The organism is Acinetobacter yuyunsongii, assembly GCF_041021915.1.
Lineage (GTDB): Bacteria > Pseudomonadota > Gammaproteobacteria > Pseudomonadales > Moraxellaceae > Acinetobacter.
Genome location: NZ_CP157435.1, coordinates 407,335 through 425,409 on the forward strand (window position 1 = coordinate 407,335; position 18,075 = coordinate 425,409).

Below are 18,075 nucleotides of genomic sequence, written 5' to 3' on the forward strand. Positions count from 1 at the left end.
AGTGATGAAATGAATGGATTTTTAATTACTTTTTGTACGACACAAAACCATAATGTTTAGGGAAAATCGATTAGTGAATGATTGTTGGCAGTCGCAAGTCAAATGAATTTGCGTGGGGCGACAGTATTAGCGGGTTTGGAGGGTGTTGATCATCAGGGTTTATTTCATTCTGCTCGTTTCTTTGGATTCGCGGATCGACCTATACAAATTCAATTTTCAGTAAGCTCTGAACAAGCAATCGAATTATTGAGTTATCTGAATCTTAAAGAGATTTCTTTATTCTATGTGAAAACACCGATTGAGTTTGGCGTGGTGGGTAAATCAACTGATCGCTAGGATGTATAGAATCTAGACATAAAAAAAGAAGTCTAAGCGGAGGAGATATAGCCTTAGACTTCCAATATTAATAGCTTAATGAATGAAACTTAAAACAAGATTAACCTTTGCGATTAAAACGTGCAAAGCGTTTGTTAAAGCTGGCAACACGACCTTCATTGCTTGCTTGGCGTACTTCACCTGTATAAAACGGATGCGATGCACTTGAAATATCTAGGGTAACGTATGGATAGACTTTGCCTTGATATTCTTTGCTTTGTTTGGTCTGGAGTGTGCTACCAATTAAAAAGTAGGCATCAGCATTGGTATCATGAAACAAGACTTGTTGATAAGCAGGATGGATATCTTTACGCATTTTAAATGACTCCTATTTTTATGGTGTGTTATAACATAACAATATATGGAGTCAATTCTAATGCTTTCAAGTGAGTGATCTATAACTTGTAGGTAAAATATTTCACCCCCTTTATTCAAAATAAAGGGGGTGGTTTTTAGTAATTTGGAACAAGCTCTTCAAATAAATCATTTAAGTTGTCGTGAACTTTAAGGTGAATCAAGTTCCAATAATGTCCTGAAATCGTACGATTGACCATGAGCGTATCTGGAGAAGGTTTAAATACATCCCAATATTTCAGCGATTTTTTAACAAGTCGCATTCCATCGTGATGCGATGAATTTTCGGCAAAGTCATAATGTGTACTTAACGGGCGTAATAGAATTTCAATCCATTGTGTATACAATTCAGTTGGAAATTTCTGCTTTTCAGCAATCGAATGCAGTTCAACCAGTAAATCTTCAACCTGAGCAATATCTTCTTGGCGAGCTGCATTGACCAATGCTTTAAAGTGTTGAATGATTTCAGGGGATAGTGTTTTGACGCTACCGTAATCATAAATAATCACACTGCCATCTTCACGGAAAGCGAAGTTGCCCGGATGTGGATCACAATGAAAACGCTTCAAGAAAAACATTTCTTGTCCTAAAGCGCGAATCAAACGACGGCCGATTTGATTACGGGTTTCAACTGACCATGTACTTGCGGTTTCAATGGAATCACCTTGTTCAAGGCTCAGCGTTAGTACGCGGCGAGATGAATAATCTTTATAGACGGTTGGTATGATGATTTGATCATCCAACTTCTCATGAAAAATTTTAAAAACCTCGAGGTTTTGTGCTTCGATTTCGTAGTTCAATTCAGCAGAAAGGCTGTCCTGAATTTCTTGAAATAGTTGATCTTGTAGCTTTTTATCAATCTTAAGTACGCCCATTAAGCGTAATGCGAGGCGGACTTGCTTTAAGTCACTTTCACAAGCTTGGTCAACCCCTGGATATTGTACTTTCACCACAACTGCTTGCCCATTTGGAAGTACCGCACGGTGTACTTGACCAATCGAAGCTGCTGCAAATGGTTCGGTTTCAAAAGAGCTAAAAATTTGGTTTAAGGGTTTGCCTAACTCTTTTTCGACTTGCTGTTGTATCGCAGCAAAAGGCATGGCAGGGGCTTGGCGTTGTAACTTAGCAATTGCTTTCGCCACTTCGGGTGGAAAGATGTCTTTATACTGTGAGGCAATTTGCCCAACTTTCATCACAGCACCTTTCATTTCACCCAATGTATCGGCAATCTGTAAGCCAATATCTTGAAATAGTTGGCTGCGTGCTGCGTTTTTTTGTTCTTCATCTGCGGTGAGATTACGAATGGAGTTGGCAACGCTTTTGCTGGCAATACTTGCGGTCATACCAGCCAGTTTTAAAAAACGTCTACTGGGAGAGCTTGCATGTTTTGCCATATTCGCTTGACCTCATTCGATTCAGTTTCAAAGTGATATCCTGATCATAGGCGACAAAACTTAAATTGCCTAGATGGAAATGTTAAGGGATGTAAGTAGATATTGAGAATGGATTAGATCTTACAGGATGTATTGGGCATCTATTGGTTGGAATCTTTAGATGTAATCTAGCCCGATCTTTTAAGATTTAGCCAAAGTTTTTATTAGATTGATCGCACATTTTGATCAAATTGAAAGATGACATCCTTGTCATCTTTCAATTAAAAAATTAAATCAGCATTAAGTTCTTATGAGTTGAGATTAATGTGTTGCCCTAAACGTTTATTGTTTAAATATAAACGACCAATTAAGAATACACAGGCAATGCTTAAACCGATAATCAATCCTAACCAAACACCTGCAACACCCCAAATCGTATAACGTGCCAGATATAAGCCTATTGGGAAAGCAATGACCCAGTATGCCATTAAGGTAATCCACATTGGTGCTTGCGTGTCTTGCATGCCTCGTAGGCAGCCTGCAGCGCTTACTTGCCATGCATCCATTAGTTGATACGCCATCGCGAACCACAACAGATACATCGCGACAGGAATAACATGAATATCATTGGTATAGATTGCCACGATATAGGGGCGCGCTACAGCAATCAGTGTCATGGTCAAAGCAGCAAAAATGGTTGCGCTAATTAACCCTACTTTTTGAACTTGGCGCATCGCATACCAATTTTTCTCTCCATAATAAGTACCCACACGAATCGTGAGTGCAATCGCAAGAGATAATGGGATCATAAACAATTGTGAAGTCACAGAAATTGCAATCTGATGCGCCGCAATCGCATTTTCACCGAGTGGACTCAGGACAATCGCGCCTGTACTGAAAATACTTACCTCAAAAAATACAGCTAGACCAATCGGCAGACCCAGCTTTAAGATGCGTTTTACCCATACAGGATCAATTTTTTCCCATTTTGTGAAAATGGGCGCTTGTTTATAAGCCTTAGCTTTTGAAATATAAATCGCCAGTGTAATAAACATCAGCCACTGTAAGATTGCTGTTGCAAAGCCACAACCCGCACTCCCTAAAGCAGGAATAGGTCCAAAACCGTACATAAAAATAAAGTTCAGTGGAATCAGGACCAATAAGGCAATTAAGCTAATCGCAGTCACAGGTCGTGGATGTCCTAAGGCTTCAGAATAACTACGTAATGCTGCGTACATCATCACCGCAGGCATACCAAAGCCAATCGCATGTAAAAATAGGCTTGCTTTGGGTAGTAAGCTTGCAGGTACTCCAAAGAGAGGTAAAAACATCGGCATACATTGCAAAATCAACATAGCAACGATGCCGAGGATGACCGCAACCCATAAGGATTGACGTGCAATAGTCGGAATTTTCTCTGGTGTTCTTGCACCGCACGCTTCAGCGACTAAAGGTGTTGTTGCGATCATGATTCCTGCAAATAACAACATAATTGGAATCCATAGACCAACACCGACAGCAATTGCTGCCAAATCAGCAGCAGAAAGATGACCTGCCATGATGGTATCAATAAGACCAAGCCCAGCCTGAGCAAATTGGGTGATCAAGATCGGAAACATTAAATGAAATAATTGCTTAAGTTCAAACCGCTTGGTTGTCGCGTCAGACACAAAAAATACTCTTATTGATTGAGGGAGAATTAGCGTTGTAGAGTGAATATAACACCAATAAAAATGACAATACTGCCGACAAGACGTTGCCAATTGACAGGTGTTTTTTCTGTACCTAACCAGCCGAAATGGTCAAGTAACATTGAAATGGCCAATTGGCCGAAAATAACTAAGCCTGAAAAAGTTAAAAAACCTAGTTTGGGTGCAGTATAAATGCTCATGCTGATAGCATAAACCCCAAGACATCCACCGACCCATAGAAACCATGGAATTTGAGACAGTTCTCCAAGACTGGGTTTTGCTGTGCTTTGAAAATAAACCATACATGCAAGCACAATTGTTCCTACCAAAAAAGAGAGTAAGGCAGCTTGAAGAGGTGAGTGTAAATGTTCTCTAAGTTGTGAATTAATTGCAGTTTGAAATGCCATTGCAATACCGACACCTAATGCAAGAGGAAGAATAAATAGCAATTGGCTGGTAATTTTGATCATATTATCGGTCTAATTGTTCTTCATTGTCTCAGTCTAACCGAATAGTGAAGTGATGATAATAAGCGGATTGATAGAGTCATGTTAAAATAAAAGGGTTCTGTTGTTGAGCTTCTATTTTGAGTCATTTAAATCCAGCAAATATTCCACTTTCACTTTATATCCATATGCCTTGGTGTGTGCGTAAGTGCCCTTATTGTGACTTCAATTCACATGCTGTTCCTGATGGGGAATTGTCTGTGGATTTAGAGCAACAATATCTTGAGGCACTGGTAGCTGATTTTGAGACTCAAATTGAAATGGCGCAAGGTCGGTCAATTCATAGCGTATTTATTGGTGGTGGAACGCCGTCTTTAATTTCAGCACAAGGCTATCAGTGGTTATTTAGTCAATTAAAGGCGCGATTAGACTTTGAGGTAGATTGTGAAATCACATTGGAAGCCAATCCTGGAACGGTTGAACATGATCCATTTGCAGATTATCTTGCCGTTGGCATCAACCGTTTATCATTAGGTGTACAAAGTTTTGATCCTGAGCATTTACAGCGACTGGGTCGTATTCATACTACGAATAATGCTTTAGATGCGATCCAACAAGCGCGTCAAGCAGGCTTTGAACGCGTTAATGTTGATCTCATGCATGGTTTACCACAGCAAACGCAAGAACAGGCTTTAAATGACCTTAGATTAGCTGTAGAACAGGGTGCAACACATATTAGTTGGTATCAACTGACCATTGAGCCAAATACGGTGTTCTTTAGAACCCAACCCGTATTGCCACAAGATGAAGTTTTAGAACATATCCAAGAATGGGGTGAGGCTTATTTAAAAGCGAATGGTTTTATCAATTACGAAGTCTCAGCATGGCGTAAAGAAAAACCCTCAGCACATAATTTGAATTATTGGAAGTTTGGTGATTACTTGGCGATTGGCGCAGGAGCACATGGCAAAGTGACTCGCCCAGAGGGTATTTATCGTTTTCAAAAGACACGGCTGCCAAAAGATTATTTGGCTAAGGTACCTGCTGAACATGTGCAAATGAAACGTATCGAAGCAGATGAATTGCCATTTGAATTTATGATGAATGCTTTGCGTTTAAATGATGGGGTTGCTGCTGAATTTTATACTCAGCGTACAGGATTAGATTTAAGCGATTTAAATAAAAGCCTGAAAGAATTACGTGATAAAAAACTATTGGTCGCAGATGTGAGTCGAATTGCTTGCACAGAGCAGGGACATATCTTTTTAAATTCGGTGTTGGAAAGTTTTTTATGAAATTTTAAAAATTAGGAAAAATATTTGATGCCAATAATAAATATTGTTTATGGTGATTTACTTCAACAACCTGTAGATGTGATTGTGAATGCATGGAATCGCAACTTTATTCCATGGTGGTTACTATTACCTCAAGGTGTGTCTGGCGCAATAAAAAAGCAAGCAGGTTATGCACCATTTAGGGCATTATCGAAATATGGCATGTTATCTATAGGGCAGGCTGTTTTAACCGAGGCGGGAAAGTTGCCTTATAAGGGTATTATTCATGTTGCAGGTATTAATGCATTTTGGTGTGCAACGGAAGATTCTATTCGAAAATCAGTACAATCAGCTTTAATATTAGCAGAGCATCATCATTTTCGCTCTATTGCTTTTCCATTGATTGGGGCTGGAACAGGAGGATTTAATGAGCAGCAAGTTCAGAGACTCATTGAGCAGACGATTTGTGAATCACAGAGTGATTTGGATGTGTTTATTGTGATTTTTAGAAAATAATAAAAAGCTGAAATAAAAAAACCTCTCAAAGTTGAGAGGTTTTTTAGAATTTGGTGGGTCGTCCGCGACTCGAACGCGGGACCAACGGATTAAAAGTCCGCTGCTCTACCAACTGAGCTAACGACCCATAGGGGTTCAAAACATTAAATGGTGGGTCGTCCGCGACTCGAACGCGGGACCAACGGATTAAAAGTCCGCTGCTCTACCAACTGAGCTAACGACCCATCTCGTTTTGATGTTGCGTATTCTAGCAACTTATTCAGCTAACACAAGAGGAAATTTAAAAACATCTGCATGATTGTTTATAAAAAGCACGATTTCCTCTTGTTTAGCTAAAAAATAAACTAGAAACGGTACTGATAGCTTTGAATGTTATCAAAGATTTCAGTATTTACATCACTATAGCTGTTTGTACCTGGTAATAAAACCAATAAACGTTCAGATGTTTTGCTCGGATTAAATGAGTCTTCTTTCAGTTTATTTTTTTGGTATTTAAATGTTCCAGTGGTTTCTACTTTGGCTTGAATGCGTAAAAATACTGGAATTGCATAAGATGGTAAGCATTTTTTAAATACATTTACCATAGCGCTTAGATCAGTTTCGTTAAGCTCTGCACCATCAACCAAAGTAATTGCTGCCATACCTGCACGACCATTGGTATTTGGAATCTCTACCCCATATACCACAGCTTCCGCGATCTTTTCATATTCGCAGATTATGTTTTCAACTTCAGTTGTAGAAACGTTTTCACCTTTCCAACGGAAAGTATCGCCTAAACGGTCTACAAACTGCGCATGACGAAAGCCGATATCACGAACCAGATCACCCGTATTGAAGTATGAGTCGCCCTTATTAAACACATCTTTTAAAATCACAGATTTGTTCTTTTCTGGATCGGTGTAGCCATCAAATGGTGAACGGTTGGTGATCTTACCAATCAGTAAGCCAACCTCACCTGTTCTGACTTTCTTGCAGTGACCTTTCTTATCGCGAACTAATTCATTCTTTTCTTTATCAAATTCAACGATCGCGTATGGTGTTGGAGAGAAGCCAACTGTATTGTCAAAGTTAAAGATATTACTAAAACCAACATTGCCTTCACTTGATGCATAAAGTTCAAGTACTTCTTGCACGCCAAAGCGTTCTTTGAACTTACCCCAAATGTTTGGACGCATACCGTTACCAATCATTTTGGTAACACGATGAGCACGATCCTGTTCAGTTGCAGGCGCATCGATGAGGTAACGACACAGTTCACCGACATAACCAATAGCAGAGGCATTGAATTTCTGTACATCTTTCCAGAATGCACTGGTTGAATACTTTCGGCGTACGGCAAGGGTTGCGCTACCTGCAATCACACCACACCAGCACACCACAACTCCCGTTGCATGGTAAAGCGGGAGGGTCACGTACATCACATCATCTTTACCGAGGTTAAGGATATGTCCATAGGTGCCGTAAGCTAGAGTCCAACGGCTGTGTGTGAAAATAACAGCTTTTGGTAGGCCCGTTGTACCAGAGGTATAGATGTAGAACAAACCATCTTTACCTGTCACGGTGCGGGTAGTCGATGGATTGAATTTTGGAAATTGGTCAATTTGTTGCGCAAGGTTCACATAACCTTGTGGTGCAATCCCTGCATTTTTTCGTGTTTCTAGATCAGCAAACCAGTGGAAACGATCTTGAGCAACTTTTAATTCTGTGCGAGCTTCATCAATCGCAGCACGGACTTCTTCACCTGCAATCACTGCAATTGGATTAACCAAATTAATGCTATGAGAGAGGATTTTACCGACTTGTGATGTGTTTACGAGTGCGATCGTGACACCAATTTTAGCTAAAGCAACAATCGTAGCAATCAGTTCAGGACGGTTTTCAACCATCACTGCAATGACATCACCCTTTTTAGCACCAAGCGATAAATAGTAATGCGCAATTTGGTTGGCCCATTCATTTAGTGCTTGGTAGCTGTAACTTTGATCTTCAAATAACAGAGCGATGCCTTGAGGGTTACGCTTGACTGCTTTTTCAAAGGCAATGCCTAAACCAGCAGGTGAAGTTGGCGTTCGTATATATGCTTGTTTAAGTCCATTGAGGATATGAGGTACTTTGGTGATGAAGTTTGGAAGTCGAGTAGTAACATCACTAAGGGTAATAATATCGGTCTGCGTAGTTTGGCTCATATCAATCCTATTTATTTTTCGACCAGTCCAAAAATGGCTATCTGTTAGAACAAAACCATTAACATCATTGTTGTTGATGCTGTTTTTACTGGTAATTTCCTAGAGCAATCAACCTAATCTGACAAAATAACAAAAAAGCCTAGTCATCGAAATGACTAGGCTTTGCCTTATTGAGTGCAATTTAGCAAATTATTCATTGCCAGTTGTGCTCTTTTTAGGTGGTCTTCCACGAGGGCGACGAGGGCGGCTAGATTTTTCCTTTTCTGCCTTCGCTGCTTCATCCTCTAGTTCTGCTTCAGTTGGCTCAGCTTTTTCAATAGCTTGAACAGTTTCAGTATTTTCAGAAACAGTTACAGCTACGATTTCAACTTCAGCTGTTTCAGTCGATGTTACTGGCTCGGAAGCTTCAACTGGTGCAGCTTCTGCTGGCGTAACATCAGTACTGTCTAGTTCTAGTGGTTGTTGCGCTGGAGTGGTGGCTACTGTTTCATCTGCAACAATATTAACGACTGTTTCTGGCACTTCTTCTTTCGATTCAGTGCTTTCAATAGGTGCAGCAGTCGTATTTGCAGCGATATGAGCTTCCTTAGCTTGTTCAGCGGCAAGTTTAGCCAAGCGACGACGTTCGCGTGGATCATTTGCAACACGAGTAGCAGGTGCTTCAGGTGGAGTTAGTGCCAATACAGGTGCAGGTTCAACTTCTTCAGTTTGCTTTTGAGTTGGAAGTTCAGCATCACGGGTTACGGGACGTTTTTCTTCAGCAACAGTTTCAAGCACTAAAGTATTTGCATATTGCTCAGCAAACTTTTGTAATGCACGATTAAATGTTGTCACTAAGCCGAATTGCTCAATCAAAATAGTACAATCTTCACCATATACATGACGAATCAGGCTACTCATCGTGTATTGAGCTAATGTTGGAATTTGTGACGGTACAACTTTAGGCACAACGGCTTTAGGTGATGATTGTGAATCACGATGACGACGACGTGAACGTGGATCATTGCTAGCACGTTTTACAGGTGCTGGAGCAGCTTCAGTTGATGTCACTTCTTCAACTTCTGTAGCCACTTTTTCTATTTGAACAGGTTCAAGGACTTCAGTTTGCTCTACAGCAACAGGTACTGTTTCAGTTTTTGTAACTGGCTTAGCCTGTTGTTGATTTAATGCAACAATTTCACTTTGACCTTGATCAATATTTACGATCAATGCTGTGTTGATTGGTTCTGCGCGAGGTGCATCAATCACATCAACTTTAATTTGTTGAGGACTCGCTACAGTTTCATGTGTAGCGGCAGCAGTTTCATTTAAAACACTTTGGTCACGATGACGGTTTGGTCGATTTGGACGCTGTTGGTTATTGCGATCACGACGTGGCAACGCGCTTGTATCATTACCATGTCCAGCATCTTGATGCTGCTGTTGGTTTTGATGTTCTTGTGGTTGCTGACGTTTTTGCTGACGCTTTAACTCCCGTTGTTCTTGACGTGATGGTTGCTCTTGACGAGAAGAAACTTGAACATTTTCTTCCTGCACTTGATTTTGTTGTTCATGTGCATGTGAATGATGTTCACGTTGTTCTTTATGTTTACGTTTCTTCGGATTTTGCGATTGATTTGGGCGATGAGCTTTTTCATCTTTCTCAAATGTTTCGCGTGCTTCTTGTTTCACCGGTGATTGTGAAATATAAGCATTATTGACGGTTGGTGCTGCAGTCTCAGTGATAGCAGCAGGTGTATTCATTTGACCAAACTGACCACGGCTGACTGCACCGTTATTAATCATTTGTTCAATTGCTGCGGCAGCATTTTGTGCAGAACGTGATTGATCAATCGTTTGTGCTTGCTTTTGAACGAATAAGTTCTCTAACCATGCGCAAGGGCTTGCTGATTTTTGTGCAACAGCTTGTTGTGCTTGCTTAGGTTGAGCAGCTTGTTGTTGAGTGGCTTTCTTTTGCTGTGCAGCTGCATTATTTTGTGCAGGTGCTGCATGGTGATGCTCTGCTTCTTCTAAATGCCATTCAGAAGACTCATAACCGAGTTGTTTTTCACTGTCACGGGTCGCTTCAGTACGTTCATAGCTTGAAGGCGCAAAGCCTGCTGGATTGTACTGAATTTCATAGTGTGGCGTTTCTAAATGTGGATGCGGCAAAATGGTGACACGCACATTGGAAGTTTGCTCCAGATATACCAGGCTGTGACGCTTTTCATTTAATAAGAATGCTGCGATTTCAACTGGAACTTCAACTTGAACTTCACCTTGACGCTCACGTAAAGCAATTTCTTCAACTTTACGCATGATTGAAAGTGAGAGTGAACGTAAGTCACGTACCATACCTGTGCCATGACAGCGTGGACAAACGTAGCCAGTCGCTTCTTCTAAAGAAGGGCGTAAACGTTGGCGGCTCATTTCCATGAGTCCAAAACGTGACAGTTGACCGAATTGAATACGCGCACGATCGCTTTGCGTTGCTTCACGTAATTTCGCTTCAACCATACGTTGGTTACGGTCTTTGGTCATGTCAATAAAATCGATTACGACTAAACCGCCAATATCACGCAAACGAAGTTGACGTGCGATTTCTTCAGCTGCTTCCAAGTTGGTATTTAACGCAGTTTCTTCAACATCATGACCACGTGTTGATTTCGCCGAGTTAATATCGATTGAAACTAAAGCTTCAGTTTGATCAATCACGATTGAACCACCAGACGGAAGTTTAACTTCACGTTCATAAGCGGTTTGGATTTGGCTTTCGATACCGAAGTGAGCAAATAGAGGCTCATTCAAGGTATAAGTTTTTAACTTATCAAGTTGGCGTGGCATGACTGCTTTTACGAAGTTATAGGCTTCGTTATAAGCTTGTTCACTATCAATCAGGATTTCTGCAACATCATCACGTAAGTAATCACGGATCGCACGTGTCACTACACCTGCTTCTTGGTGAACTAACATTGGTGATGGACCAGAACCTGCTGAACCTTGGATTTGAGCCCAAAGGTCAAGTAAATGTTGCAAATCAAGTTGCAATTCTTCTTGTGTACGACCAATACCCGCAGTACGAACAATGACGCTCATACCACGAGGTACATTTAAAGAAGATAGAATTTCTTTGAGTTCTTCGCGCACAGAACCTGAAATCTGACGGCTAATACCGCCACCTTTCGGGTTGTTTGGCATAAGTACTAAATAACGGCCTGCAAGAGAAATAAAAGTAGAAAGCGCAGCACCTTTGTTGCCGCGCTCTTCTTTTTCGACTTGAACCAATAATTCTGTGCCTTCAGTGATGAGTTCACGAATATTTGAAGTTTGACGAGGATCCGCTTTGAAATACGAGTTTGCAATTTCTCGCATAGATAAAAAGCCTTGACGCTGTGCGCCGTACTCAACGAAAACTGCTTCTAAAGAAGGTTCAACGCGAGTGACATGACCTTTATAAATATTTGATTTTTTTTGTTCACGAGTACGATTTTCTAAATCGAAATCGTAAAGACGATTACCAGTAATCAGTGCAACGCGAACTTCTTCGGCGTGGGTTGCATTAATCAACATACGTTTCATGGGTGTGACACCTAATAGTGATGCACACAAACAATCAGCCCGATACTTTTGAGCAAACATCAAATTGGCGCGATCAAGATTCAGAAGCAGCTTTGTACATGATGCTCTGAAACCACTGACTGTAAATATTCAGTTTGTGCTTTGATACGTTTATTTCGATGTCAGCAATAGTGCCTTAATCTTCAGTCTAATGATATTTCATCCATGTTTTGCATCTGTGAAATATCGTTAGACCCAGCATAATCAAAGTTCCTAGACGCTTCACTGGCGGGTGAGCGGTGCATTGGATGGTGACTTTCACTGTCATTAAGCATTGAAGTCGATCCACCTGGAAGTCTCGTGATACGGAATGATCATCGTATCTCTGCTTAGCAGTTCCAATGCATCAACGCTTTAGCCTGAATGCGACATCAGGGAGCAAATTGTCTGATGTGGATCAGTTTACGTTTAATAACCAACAAATTTGTTGGCAACATATTTTTTCTGAACAAACTGTATGTGCTGATGCACAATTAAACGCAACAGTTTGCCATTTTGCCGATATAATAAGCCTTCGGCGTCGGCATAATTCTTTAGGACCTATCCGAGTTATTGGTGAGTATCTCGTCGATTTAAAATTTTATCTAAATAAAATTTTTGATCTGATGCTCACTTACGGTGGTATCCGTGCGCTGAATATATCAAACCTTGCGGCATCTGCCTATGGGCTAAGTTTAGGTTTCTTGTGAAATAACTTAGCTAAATGATCAATTTTTAATCATATTTAGCAAATCTTGGATTAATCGAGCGTATGAATTCTACACAACAATGGCAAAGTGTCACTTGGTTTGACGTGGATGAGCATCAAGACGGGCAGCGAATAGATAATTTTTTATTTACCCGATTAAAAGGTGTTCCGAAAAGTCGAATCTACCGTTTGATTCGTGAAGGACAAGTACGTGTCAACAAAAAAAGAATAAAAGCAGAAACACGTTTGAATATTGGCGATCAGATTCGTGTCGCACCAATTCGTTATGAACAAAAGGATGAAAGCGCGGCACCAGTGAGTGATGGCGTGGCGCAAAGCCTGCTTAGTCGTGTGGTTTACGAAGATGAAGGCTTATTAGTAGTGAATAAACCGTCTGGGATTGCTGTTCATGGCGGCAGTGGTGTGGCTTATGGTTTAATCGAAGCCTTGCGTGCCGCGACAGGTAAAAAATACTTGGAACTGATCCATCGTATCGATCGAGATACTTCAGGCTTGGTCATGATCAGTAAGAAACGTAGTACCTTAAAACTGCTTCAGGATTTACTACGCGAGCATAAAATTCAAAAAACGTATGCGGCGATTGTCAAAGGGCAAGTCAGTTTGGATCAGCAATTGATTGATGCACCTTTATTGCGTTATGAGTTGGCGAATGGCGAACGTCGTGTCCGTGTGACCAAAGACGGTAAGCCGAGTAAGACTGACTGGAAAGTGGTTGAACGTTTTAAGACAGCGACTTTGGTGCATGCGTCACCGCTTTCGGGACGTACCCATCAAATCCGTGTACATGGTTTAAGTATTGGCCATCCTTTAGTTGGGGATGATAAATATGGACATAACACAGACTATAAAGGCCCTGAAGCACGTCGTTTATGCCTACATGCCATGCGTTTAGACATTCCAAACTATCCAAGCATTGAAGCACCAATGCCAGAAGATATGCAACAAGTGATCAATGAATTGAGAAAACAGAAATGAGTCAAAATATCGAACTTGTGATTTTTGATTGGGATGGCACTTTATTCGATTCGGTTGGACAAATCGTAGCAAGCCTGCAATATGCAGCACAGCAATTTGAACAACCTTTAACGGATGATGCCGCAAAAAGTATCATTGGCTTGGGTTTGCCTGAAGTCATGCAAATCTTATTTCCGCAGGTTCCAGATTTGCAGCAAGATATTTTGCAATGTTATGCAGATCATTATGTTGCAAATTCAAAAGGCGATGCATGGTTTAGTGGTGTAGCAGAGTTGTTGGCTGACTTAAAACAACAAGGGATCAAGCTTGCAGTTGCGACGGGTAAAAGTCGTAAAGGTTTAGATCGTGTATTAAGTCAAACCAATAGTCATCAGATTTTTGATATTACCCGTGCAGCTAGTGAAACCAAGTCTAAACCTGATCCATTGATGTTGCAGGAGATTCTTGCTGAGTTGGATGTAGCAGTTGAATGCGCCATTATGGTGGGGGATACCAGTTACGATTTAGAAATGGCAGAAAATCTGAATATGCCACGTATTGGTGTCAGCTATGGGGTGCATAGTATTGAAACTTTGCAACAATACCAGCCTTTAACGATTGCTCGTAATGTGCAGGATTTACATGCTTATTTACAAAGTATATTGGAACGTGCAGCGATTACTGAAAGTTAAGCGATTCACATTATTTGCAAAGATAAGATGGTGAGAAAGCTGATTTTCTCATCATCAATAATAACAATAGGGATAGCATGAGTCGTTCTATTCGATTACTGAGTTTATTACAACTACTTCGACAATATCGTTATCCAGTCACCGCACAAGTTTTGGCTGAACGGTTGCAGATTAGTCAGCGTAGCGTTTATCGTGATATAGACTCTTTGCGTGAACAAGGCGTTCAAATTGATGCAGCGGCAGGATTGGGGTTTCAGCTCAAAGAAGATTTTTTGCTTCCTCCAATGACCTTGAATGAAAATGAAATTGAAGCGATGTTTTTAGCTCTATATTGGCTCAAAAGTATTCCTGACCAAGCTTTGAATGAAGCATCAATTTCAGTGTTAGCAAAATTAAATGCGGTATTACCTGAACATCGACAAAGTTTATTACAGCAAACCACATTAAGAGCATTTAATGTGTGGTTACCTGTCAATCAAATATTGGTAGAGCAAGTCAGAGTATCGATTCGATCTCAAGTTAAAATTTTCTTTGATTATGTTGATGAACAGCAACGTACCAGTGCGAGAACAGTTTGGCCATTTGCACTTGGTTATTTTAATGACAAGATTGTGCTCGCTGCTTGGTGTGAATTACGCAATGATTTTCGAAATTTTCGACTTGATCGTATGCAAAATCTAAGTTTAAGCCAAGAGCTCTATCCACAATTCAAACAACAACTTTTTCAACAATGGTGGACTCAGGAAGTATGCCGTTCGACTACTGACAAAAACTGACAATGAGAACGATTAAATTTTAATAACACCAATAAACAAGGAAATATGAAAAATGGCACTTAAATTTTATACAAATACTCAGTCGCGCGGTATGGTTGTTGATTGGTTGCTCATTGAACTGGGGGTTGCCTGTGAGCGAATAGAAGTGGCTTACCAGACAGAAATGAAGGCACCAGAATATTTAAAAATAAACCCTTTTGGAAAAGTTCCTGTTCTAGTCGATGGAGATATAGTGATTTATGAGCTTGGAGCAGTGTGTGCATATTTGACAGATAAGTTCGCGGATAAGGGCTTAGCACCAGCACTCAATGATCCTAAGCGAGGGTTGTACTATCGTTGGCTTATGTTTATTTCTGGACCTTGGGAAGCAGCATCGACTAACAAAATGTTGGGTGTAGAGATAAAATCTGATCAGAAAATGTTTGTTGGCTATGGTGATTATCAAGAAGCTTATCATGCCTTTATTCAGGGCTTAAATGAGGCTGATCCATATTTATGCGGGCAACAATTTACCACAGCAGATGTGATGGTTGCAGCAATGTTATTTTGGCAGTTGAAAATTGGTCAAATACAGACTCATCCTGTAATAGAACAATATTTAGACAATGTAAAACAGCGTGAAAGTTATCAAAAATTTGTAGCGTTTTTTAGTGAACCAGCCTAAGTAGACAAACTAAAAGCCGATTTAAATCGGCTTTTTTCTTAGCTTGCATAAAGTGCTAACTGTTCTAGTTCGAAAACTTGTCTAATTTCTTCCAAAAATTGTTCTGCTGCTTGGCTTGGTGAGGTGCGATGGAAACTCATAAATACATCGAGACTCGGCAGAGGGTGGTTTAATGGACGAACAGCGATTTGATCCGTCGCAAGCGCTTGCATATAAGAAGGTAAAATCGCGCAGCTCGAACCACTCTGTACTGCTTGAATACATTCAGCGATCGTGTTGGTCTCGTGGACCGATTTAAATTTAATTTGATGCTGATCTCTGTATTTCAGAATCGTTTGAGCCAATGGTTGAGAAAGTTTATGTGATAGGATGGTCAGTTCTAATCCATTCAGTTGTTCAATATTTAATGCATTAAACTCCACTAAAGGATGCTGTTTCGGTAAGATAAAAATTAACGGTTCTTTCAAAACCAATTGACTGGCAAAATATTCATTTTGAAAGTCTTGATTAATAAAAATAATGTCTAAATCACCTTTTTTTAATTCTGCGATTTGATCACTTTCTTTTAAGTTTAATGTGTTGATTTGCATTTTAGGTGTTTTGACACGTAACCTAGGGAAAATATAGGGAAAAATTCTAATTTCAGCAGAAGGTACAAATCCGATTCTTAGACATTGTACTTTTGCTGCCGCAACTTGTCGCGCCATAGTAATGGCTTTGTCCGCTTGGGTTAAGGTTAAGCGTGCTTGCTCTAAAAAAACCAGACCTTCCTCAGTCAATTCAACTTTACGTTTGGTGCGATAAAATAATTGAACACCAATATCATCCTCTAAATCTTTGATTTGTTGGCTTAAAGAGGGCTGAGCTGTATGCAGTTTTACCGCAGCCTTACTGAAGCTTAATTCCTCAGCAACAGTAATAAAGTAACGTAAATGGCGTAATTCCATTAGACTGATCCAAATATGTCTTACTATTATTGTAAAGTATGAGTGTTAGAAAGTACTTCTCGGTGTGCATTATATAATAGCTGTTTTTGTAAACAATATACTTTCTCTTAAAATATAAAAAATGTATTAGAGAAATAAAAAAACTATATAGGCTAAATAGTGGAAAAGTTTGATACGTACCCTAAAATTGTATTGACTCGATTGGATAAAATCAGCATAACTAACAAGCTTATGTTAGGATCAAGTTCGATTGTTTAGAGGCAGTTAAACCCTCTAAAAAAATCATACAATTAGATTGATTTTAAAAGTTAGAGTAAAGGACTGCTCATTATCCCAATTCTATCGGAATTTTGTGCGATTCAATTCCAGCAAAGAAGAAGTACATGAAAGATAAGCCGACATTAACCTATCAATTGCCGACCCAATCTTGCTTGAGCCATACTTGGGGGAAACCTCCATTTCCACATGAGCCTTCTGATCATTGTGGTATTGATCGTTTTTATAATTTAGAAAAACCGCTTACACCGTTTGACCGTAAAGGTTTATTTAAATGGCTAGCGACACGAAAATCTTATACTTGGAATGTTGATCGCGCACATGAAGCTAATTTGCGTAATCAAATGCTTGAGTTACCACAAAATAGACCACACGCAGATTTAAATAATTGGCAGATTTGGTTTGTAGGACATGCAACCGTTCTCATCCAAATAGGCCCTTACAACTTCTTAACCGATCCTGTCTGGTGTGACTATGTGAGCCCAAAGCAAGGTCAAGGCCCGCAACGAGTTTGCCCAGCAGGCATCGCTTTAGAAAAGCTTCCAACGATTCATGCAGTACTACTAAGCCATAATCATTATGACCATATGGACTTGGCAACGTTGGAGTGGCTGCATCAGAAATTTAAAATGCCGATTTATACGGGTTTAGGTAATGGTTACTACTTAGCAAAACATTTACATGTGATTGAAATGGATTGGTGGCAAGAGATTCCTTTTCATGACGAAATCAAGATAGCCTATACCCCAGCACAACATGCTTCTGGACGTGGGGTACGGGATCAAAATAGAGCTTTATGGGGTGGTTTTTCGCTTCTAGCAAAGACAGGACATTGTTTCTTTGCGGGTGATACAGGTTACGCAGGGCACTTCAAACAAATATATGAGCGATATGGTGATGCACGTATTGCACTATTACCCATAGGTGCTTATGAGCCACGAAAGTTAATGCGATATGTGCATATGAATCCACAAGATGCTTTTCACGCGCATTTAGATTTGCATGCGCATCGTTCATTGGCCATTCATTTTCGAACTTTCCAACTTACTGATGAAGATCGCAATGCTCCTGAACATGAGTTACAACAAGCAATGAAATCTTCATCTAAATTAGTCAATCCATTTTATTGTATTCGTGAAGGACATTTCATTCGGGCTTAGTGTGAGTCTTTGCGTTGAGGCACCAGATTGAAATCAGCGAAAGACTCCCTAATGCAATATTCATCACGACGGGATTAAATGCTTA

15 protein-coding genes, 2 tRNA genes and 2 pseudogenes are annotated in these 18,075 nt (G+C 40.1%); 9 read left to right on the forward strand and 10 right to left on the reverse strand.

Features of this window, described 5'->3' with window-relative positions; all coding sequences use genetic code 11:
- Positions 1–69: 69 nt before the first annotated feature.
- A pseudogene (locus ABLB98_RS01930) lies at positions 70–336 on the forward strand (DUF190 domain-containing protein).
- A gap of 100 nt (positions 337–436) precedes the next feature.
- Here ABLB98_RS01930 and ABLB98_RS01935 read toward each other — a convergent pair.
- The 4 genes from ABLB98_RS01935 to ABLB98_RS01950 form a co-directional block, all read right to left on the reverse strand.
- Positions 437–691 carry a type B 50S ribosomal protein L31 gene (locus tag ABLB98_RS01935; RefSeq protein WP_005218504.1) on the reverse strand — a complete coding sequence of 85 codons (255 nt, stop codon included), beginning with the start codon at positions 689–691 and terminating at the stop codon, positions 437–439.
- 136 nt (positions 692–827) lie between these two features.
- Positions 828–2,123, reverse strand: coding sequence for an AarF/ABC1/UbiB kinase family protein (locus tag ABLB98_RS01940; RefSeq protein WP_004659160.1), 1,296 nt, complete (start codon positions 2,121–2,123; stop codon positions 828–830).
- A gap of 287 nt (positions 2,124–2,410) precedes the next feature.
- Positions 2,411–3,772 (reverse strand): MATE family efflux transporter, encoded by a 1,362-nt coding sequence (locus ABLB98_RS01945; RefSeq protein WP_348882651.1) that lies wholly within the window; start codon positions 3,770–3,772, stop codon positions 2,411–2,413.
- 29 nt (positions 3,773–3,801) lie between these two features.
- On the reverse strand, positions 3,802–4,263 hold the full coding sequence (locus ABLB98_RS01950; RefSeq protein WP_287692151.1) for a DMT family transporter: 462 nt from the start codon (positions 4,261–4,263) through the stop codon (positions 3,802–3,804).
- Between the two features lie 116 nt (positions 4,264–4,379).
- Between ABLB98_RS01950 and hemW the strand changes: the two genes are divergently transcribed.
- Positions 4,380–5,534 (forward strand): radical SAM family heme chaperone HemW, encoded by a 1,155-nt coding sequence (gene hemW, locus ABLB98_RS01955; RefSeq protein ID WP_348882652.1) that lies wholly within the window; start codon positions 4,380–4,382, stop codon positions 5,532–5,534.
- 27 nt (positions 5,535–5,561) lie between these two features.
- Complete coding sequence (locus ABLB98_RS01960; RefSeq protein ID WP_348882653.1) at positions 5,562–6,029, forward strand: macro domain-containing protein; 468 nt, start codon at positions 5,562–5,564, stop codon at positions 6,027–6,029.
- 51 nt (positions 6,030–6,080) lie between these two features.
- On the opposite strand, the gene ABLB98_RS01965 is transcribed toward ABLB98_RS01960, so the two are convergent.
- The 4 genes from ABLB98_RS01965 to ABLB98_RS01980 form a co-directional block, all read right to left on the reverse strand.
- Positions 6,081–6,156, reverse strand: a tRNA-Lys gene (locus ABLB98_RS01965).
- A gap of 21 nt (positions 6,157–6,177) precedes the next feature.
- Positions 6,178–6,253, reverse strand: a tRNA-Lys gene (locus tag ABLB98_RS01970).
- A 120-nt stretch (positions 6,254–6,373) separates the two neighbouring features.
- Positions 6,374–8,215 carry a long-chain-acyl-CoA synthetase gene (locus ABLB98_RS01975; RefSeq protein WP_348882654.1) on the reverse strand — a complete coding sequence of 614 codons (1,842 nt, stop codon included), beginning with the start codon at positions 8,213–8,215 and terminating at the stop codon, positions 6,374–6,376.
- A gap of 189 nt (positions 8,216–8,404) precedes the next feature.
- Positions 8,405–11,773 (reverse strand): Rne/Rng family ribonuclease, encoded by a 3,369-nt coding sequence (locus ABLB98_RS01980; protein ID WP_348882655.1) that lies wholly within the window; start codon positions 11,771–11,773, stop codon positions 8,405–8,407.
- 380 nt (positions 11,774–12,153) lie between these two features.
- Between ABLB98_RS01980 and ABLB98_RS01985 the strand changes: the two genes are divergently transcribed.
- From ABLB98_RS01985 to ABLB98_RS02005, 5 genes are all read left to right on the forward strand, one after another.
- Complete coding sequence (locus ABLB98_RS01985) at positions 12,154–12,501, forward strand: hypothetical protein (protein WP_087536310.1); 348 nt, start codon at positions 12,154–12,156, stop codon at positions 12,499–12,501.
- Positions 12,502–12,563: 62 nt separating this feature from the next.
- Positions 12,564–13,496, forward strand: a complete 933-nt coding sequence (locus ABLB98_RS01990; protein ID WP_087536311.1) for an RluA family pseudouridine synthase — start codon at positions 12,564–12,566, stop codon at positions 13,494–13,496.
- Positions 13,493–14,167 (forward strand): HAD-IA family hydrolase, encoded by a 675-nt coding sequence (locus tag ABLB98_RS01995; RefSeq protein WP_348882656.1) that lies wholly within the window; start codon positions 13,493–13,495, stop codon positions 14,165–14,167. The genes ABLB98_RS01990 and ABLB98_RS01995 overlap by 4 nt, the downstream gene beginning before the upstream one ends.
- Positions 14,168–14,244: 77 nt before the next feature.
- The gene (locus ABLB98_RS02000; protein ID WP_348882657.1) at positions 14,245–14,943 is read left to right on the forward strand and encodes a YafY family protein; all 699 of its coding nucleotides are present in this window, start codon (positions 14,245–14,247) and stop codon (positions 14,941–14,943) included.
- 52 nt (positions 14,944–14,995) lie between these two features.
- Positions 14,996–15,607, forward strand: coding sequence for a glutathione S-transferase family protein (locus tag ABLB98_RS02005; RefSeq protein ID WP_348882658.1), 612 nt, complete (start codon positions 14,996–14,998; stop codon positions 15,605–15,607).
- 38 nt (positions 15,608–15,645) lie between these two features.
- Here ABLB98_RS02005 and ABLB98_RS02010 read toward each other — a convergent pair whose 3' ends face one another.
- A complete protein-coding gene (locus tag ABLB98_RS02010) occupies positions 15,646–16,554 on the reverse strand; it encodes a LysR substrate-binding domain-containing protein (RefSeq protein WP_348882659.1) in 909 nt (302 codons plus the stop codon).
- 383 nt (positions 16,555–16,937) lie between these two features.
- Here ABLB98_RS02010 and ABLB98_RS02015 point away from each other — a divergent pair, with 383 nt between their 5' ends.
- Positions 16,938–17,990: an MBL fold metallo-hydrolase gene (locus tag ABLB98_RS02015; protein ID WP_348882660.1), complete on the forward strand. Its 1,053-nt coding sequence runs from the start codon at positions 16,938–16,940 to the stop codon at positions 17,988–17,990.
- Here ABLB98_RS02015 and ABLB98_RS02020 read toward each other — a convergent pair.
- Positions 17,977–18,072: pseudogene (locus tag ABLB98_RS02020) on the reverse strand (DoxX-like family protein); the annotation flags it as partial. The gene ABLB98_RS02015 and the pseudogene ABLB98_RS02020 overlap by 14 nt on opposite strands.
- Between the last annotated feature and the right edge of the window lie 3 nt (positions 18,073–18,075).

What these genes read in the sequence shown, in the direction of transcription:
- ABLB98_RS01935 (WP_005218504.1), bottom strand. Translation starts at nt 691, where the DNA reads ATGCGTAAAGATATCCATCCTGCTTATCAACAAGTCTTGTTTCATGAT.
- ABLB98_RS01940 (WP_004659160.1), bottom strand. Translation starts at nt 2,123, where the DNA reads ATGGCAAAACATGCAAGCTCTCCCAGTAGACGTTTTTTAAAACTGGCT.
- ABLB98_RS01950 (WP_287692151.1), bottom strand. Translation starts at nt 4,263, where the DNA reads ATGATCAAAATTACCAGCCAATTGCTATTTATTCTTCCTCTTGCATTA.
- ABLB98_RS01960 (WP_348882653.1), top strand. Translation starts at nt 5,562, where the DNA reads ATGCCAATAATAAATATTGTTTATGGTGATTTACTTCAACAACCTGTA.
- ABLB98_RS01975 (WP_348882654.1), bottom strand. Translation starts at nt 8,215, where the DNA reads ATGAGCCAAACTACGCAGACCGATATTATTACCCTTAGTGATGTTACT.
- ABLB98_RS01980 (WP_348882655.1), bottom strand. Translation starts at nt 11,773, where the DNA reads ATGAAACGTATGTTGATTAATGCAACCCACGCCGAAGAAGTTCGCGTT.
- ABLB98_RS01985 (WP_087536310.1), top strand. Translation starts at nt 12,154, where the DNA reads ATGCATCAACGCTTTAGCCTGAATGCGACATCAGGGAGCAAATTGTCT.
- ABLB98_RS01990 (WP_087536311.1), top strand. Translation starts at nt 12,564, where the DNA reads ATGAATTCTACACAACAATGGCAAAGTGTCACTTGGTTTGACGTGGAT.
- ABLB98_RS01995 (WP_348882656.1), top strand. Translation starts at nt 13,493, where the DNA reads ATGAGTCAAAATATCGAACTTGTGATTTTTGATTGGGATGGCACTTTA.
- ABLB98_RS02000 (WP_348882657.1), top strand. Translation starts at nt 14,245, where the DNA reads ATGAGTCGTTCTATTCGATTACTGAGTTTATTACAACTACTTCGACAA.
- ABLB98_RS02005 (WP_348882658.1), top strand. Translation starts at nt 14,996, where the DNA reads ATGGCACTTAAATTTTATACAAATACTCAGTCGCGCGGTATGGTTGTT.
- ABLB98_RS02010 (WP_348882659.1), bottom strand. Translation starts at nt 16,554, where the DNA reads ATGGAATTACGCCATTTACGTTACTTTATTACTGTTGCTGAGGAATTA.
- ABLB98_RS02015 (WP_348882660.1), top strand. Translation starts at nt 16,938, where the DNA reads ATGAAAGATAAGCCGACATTAACCTATCAATTGCCGACCCAATCTTGC.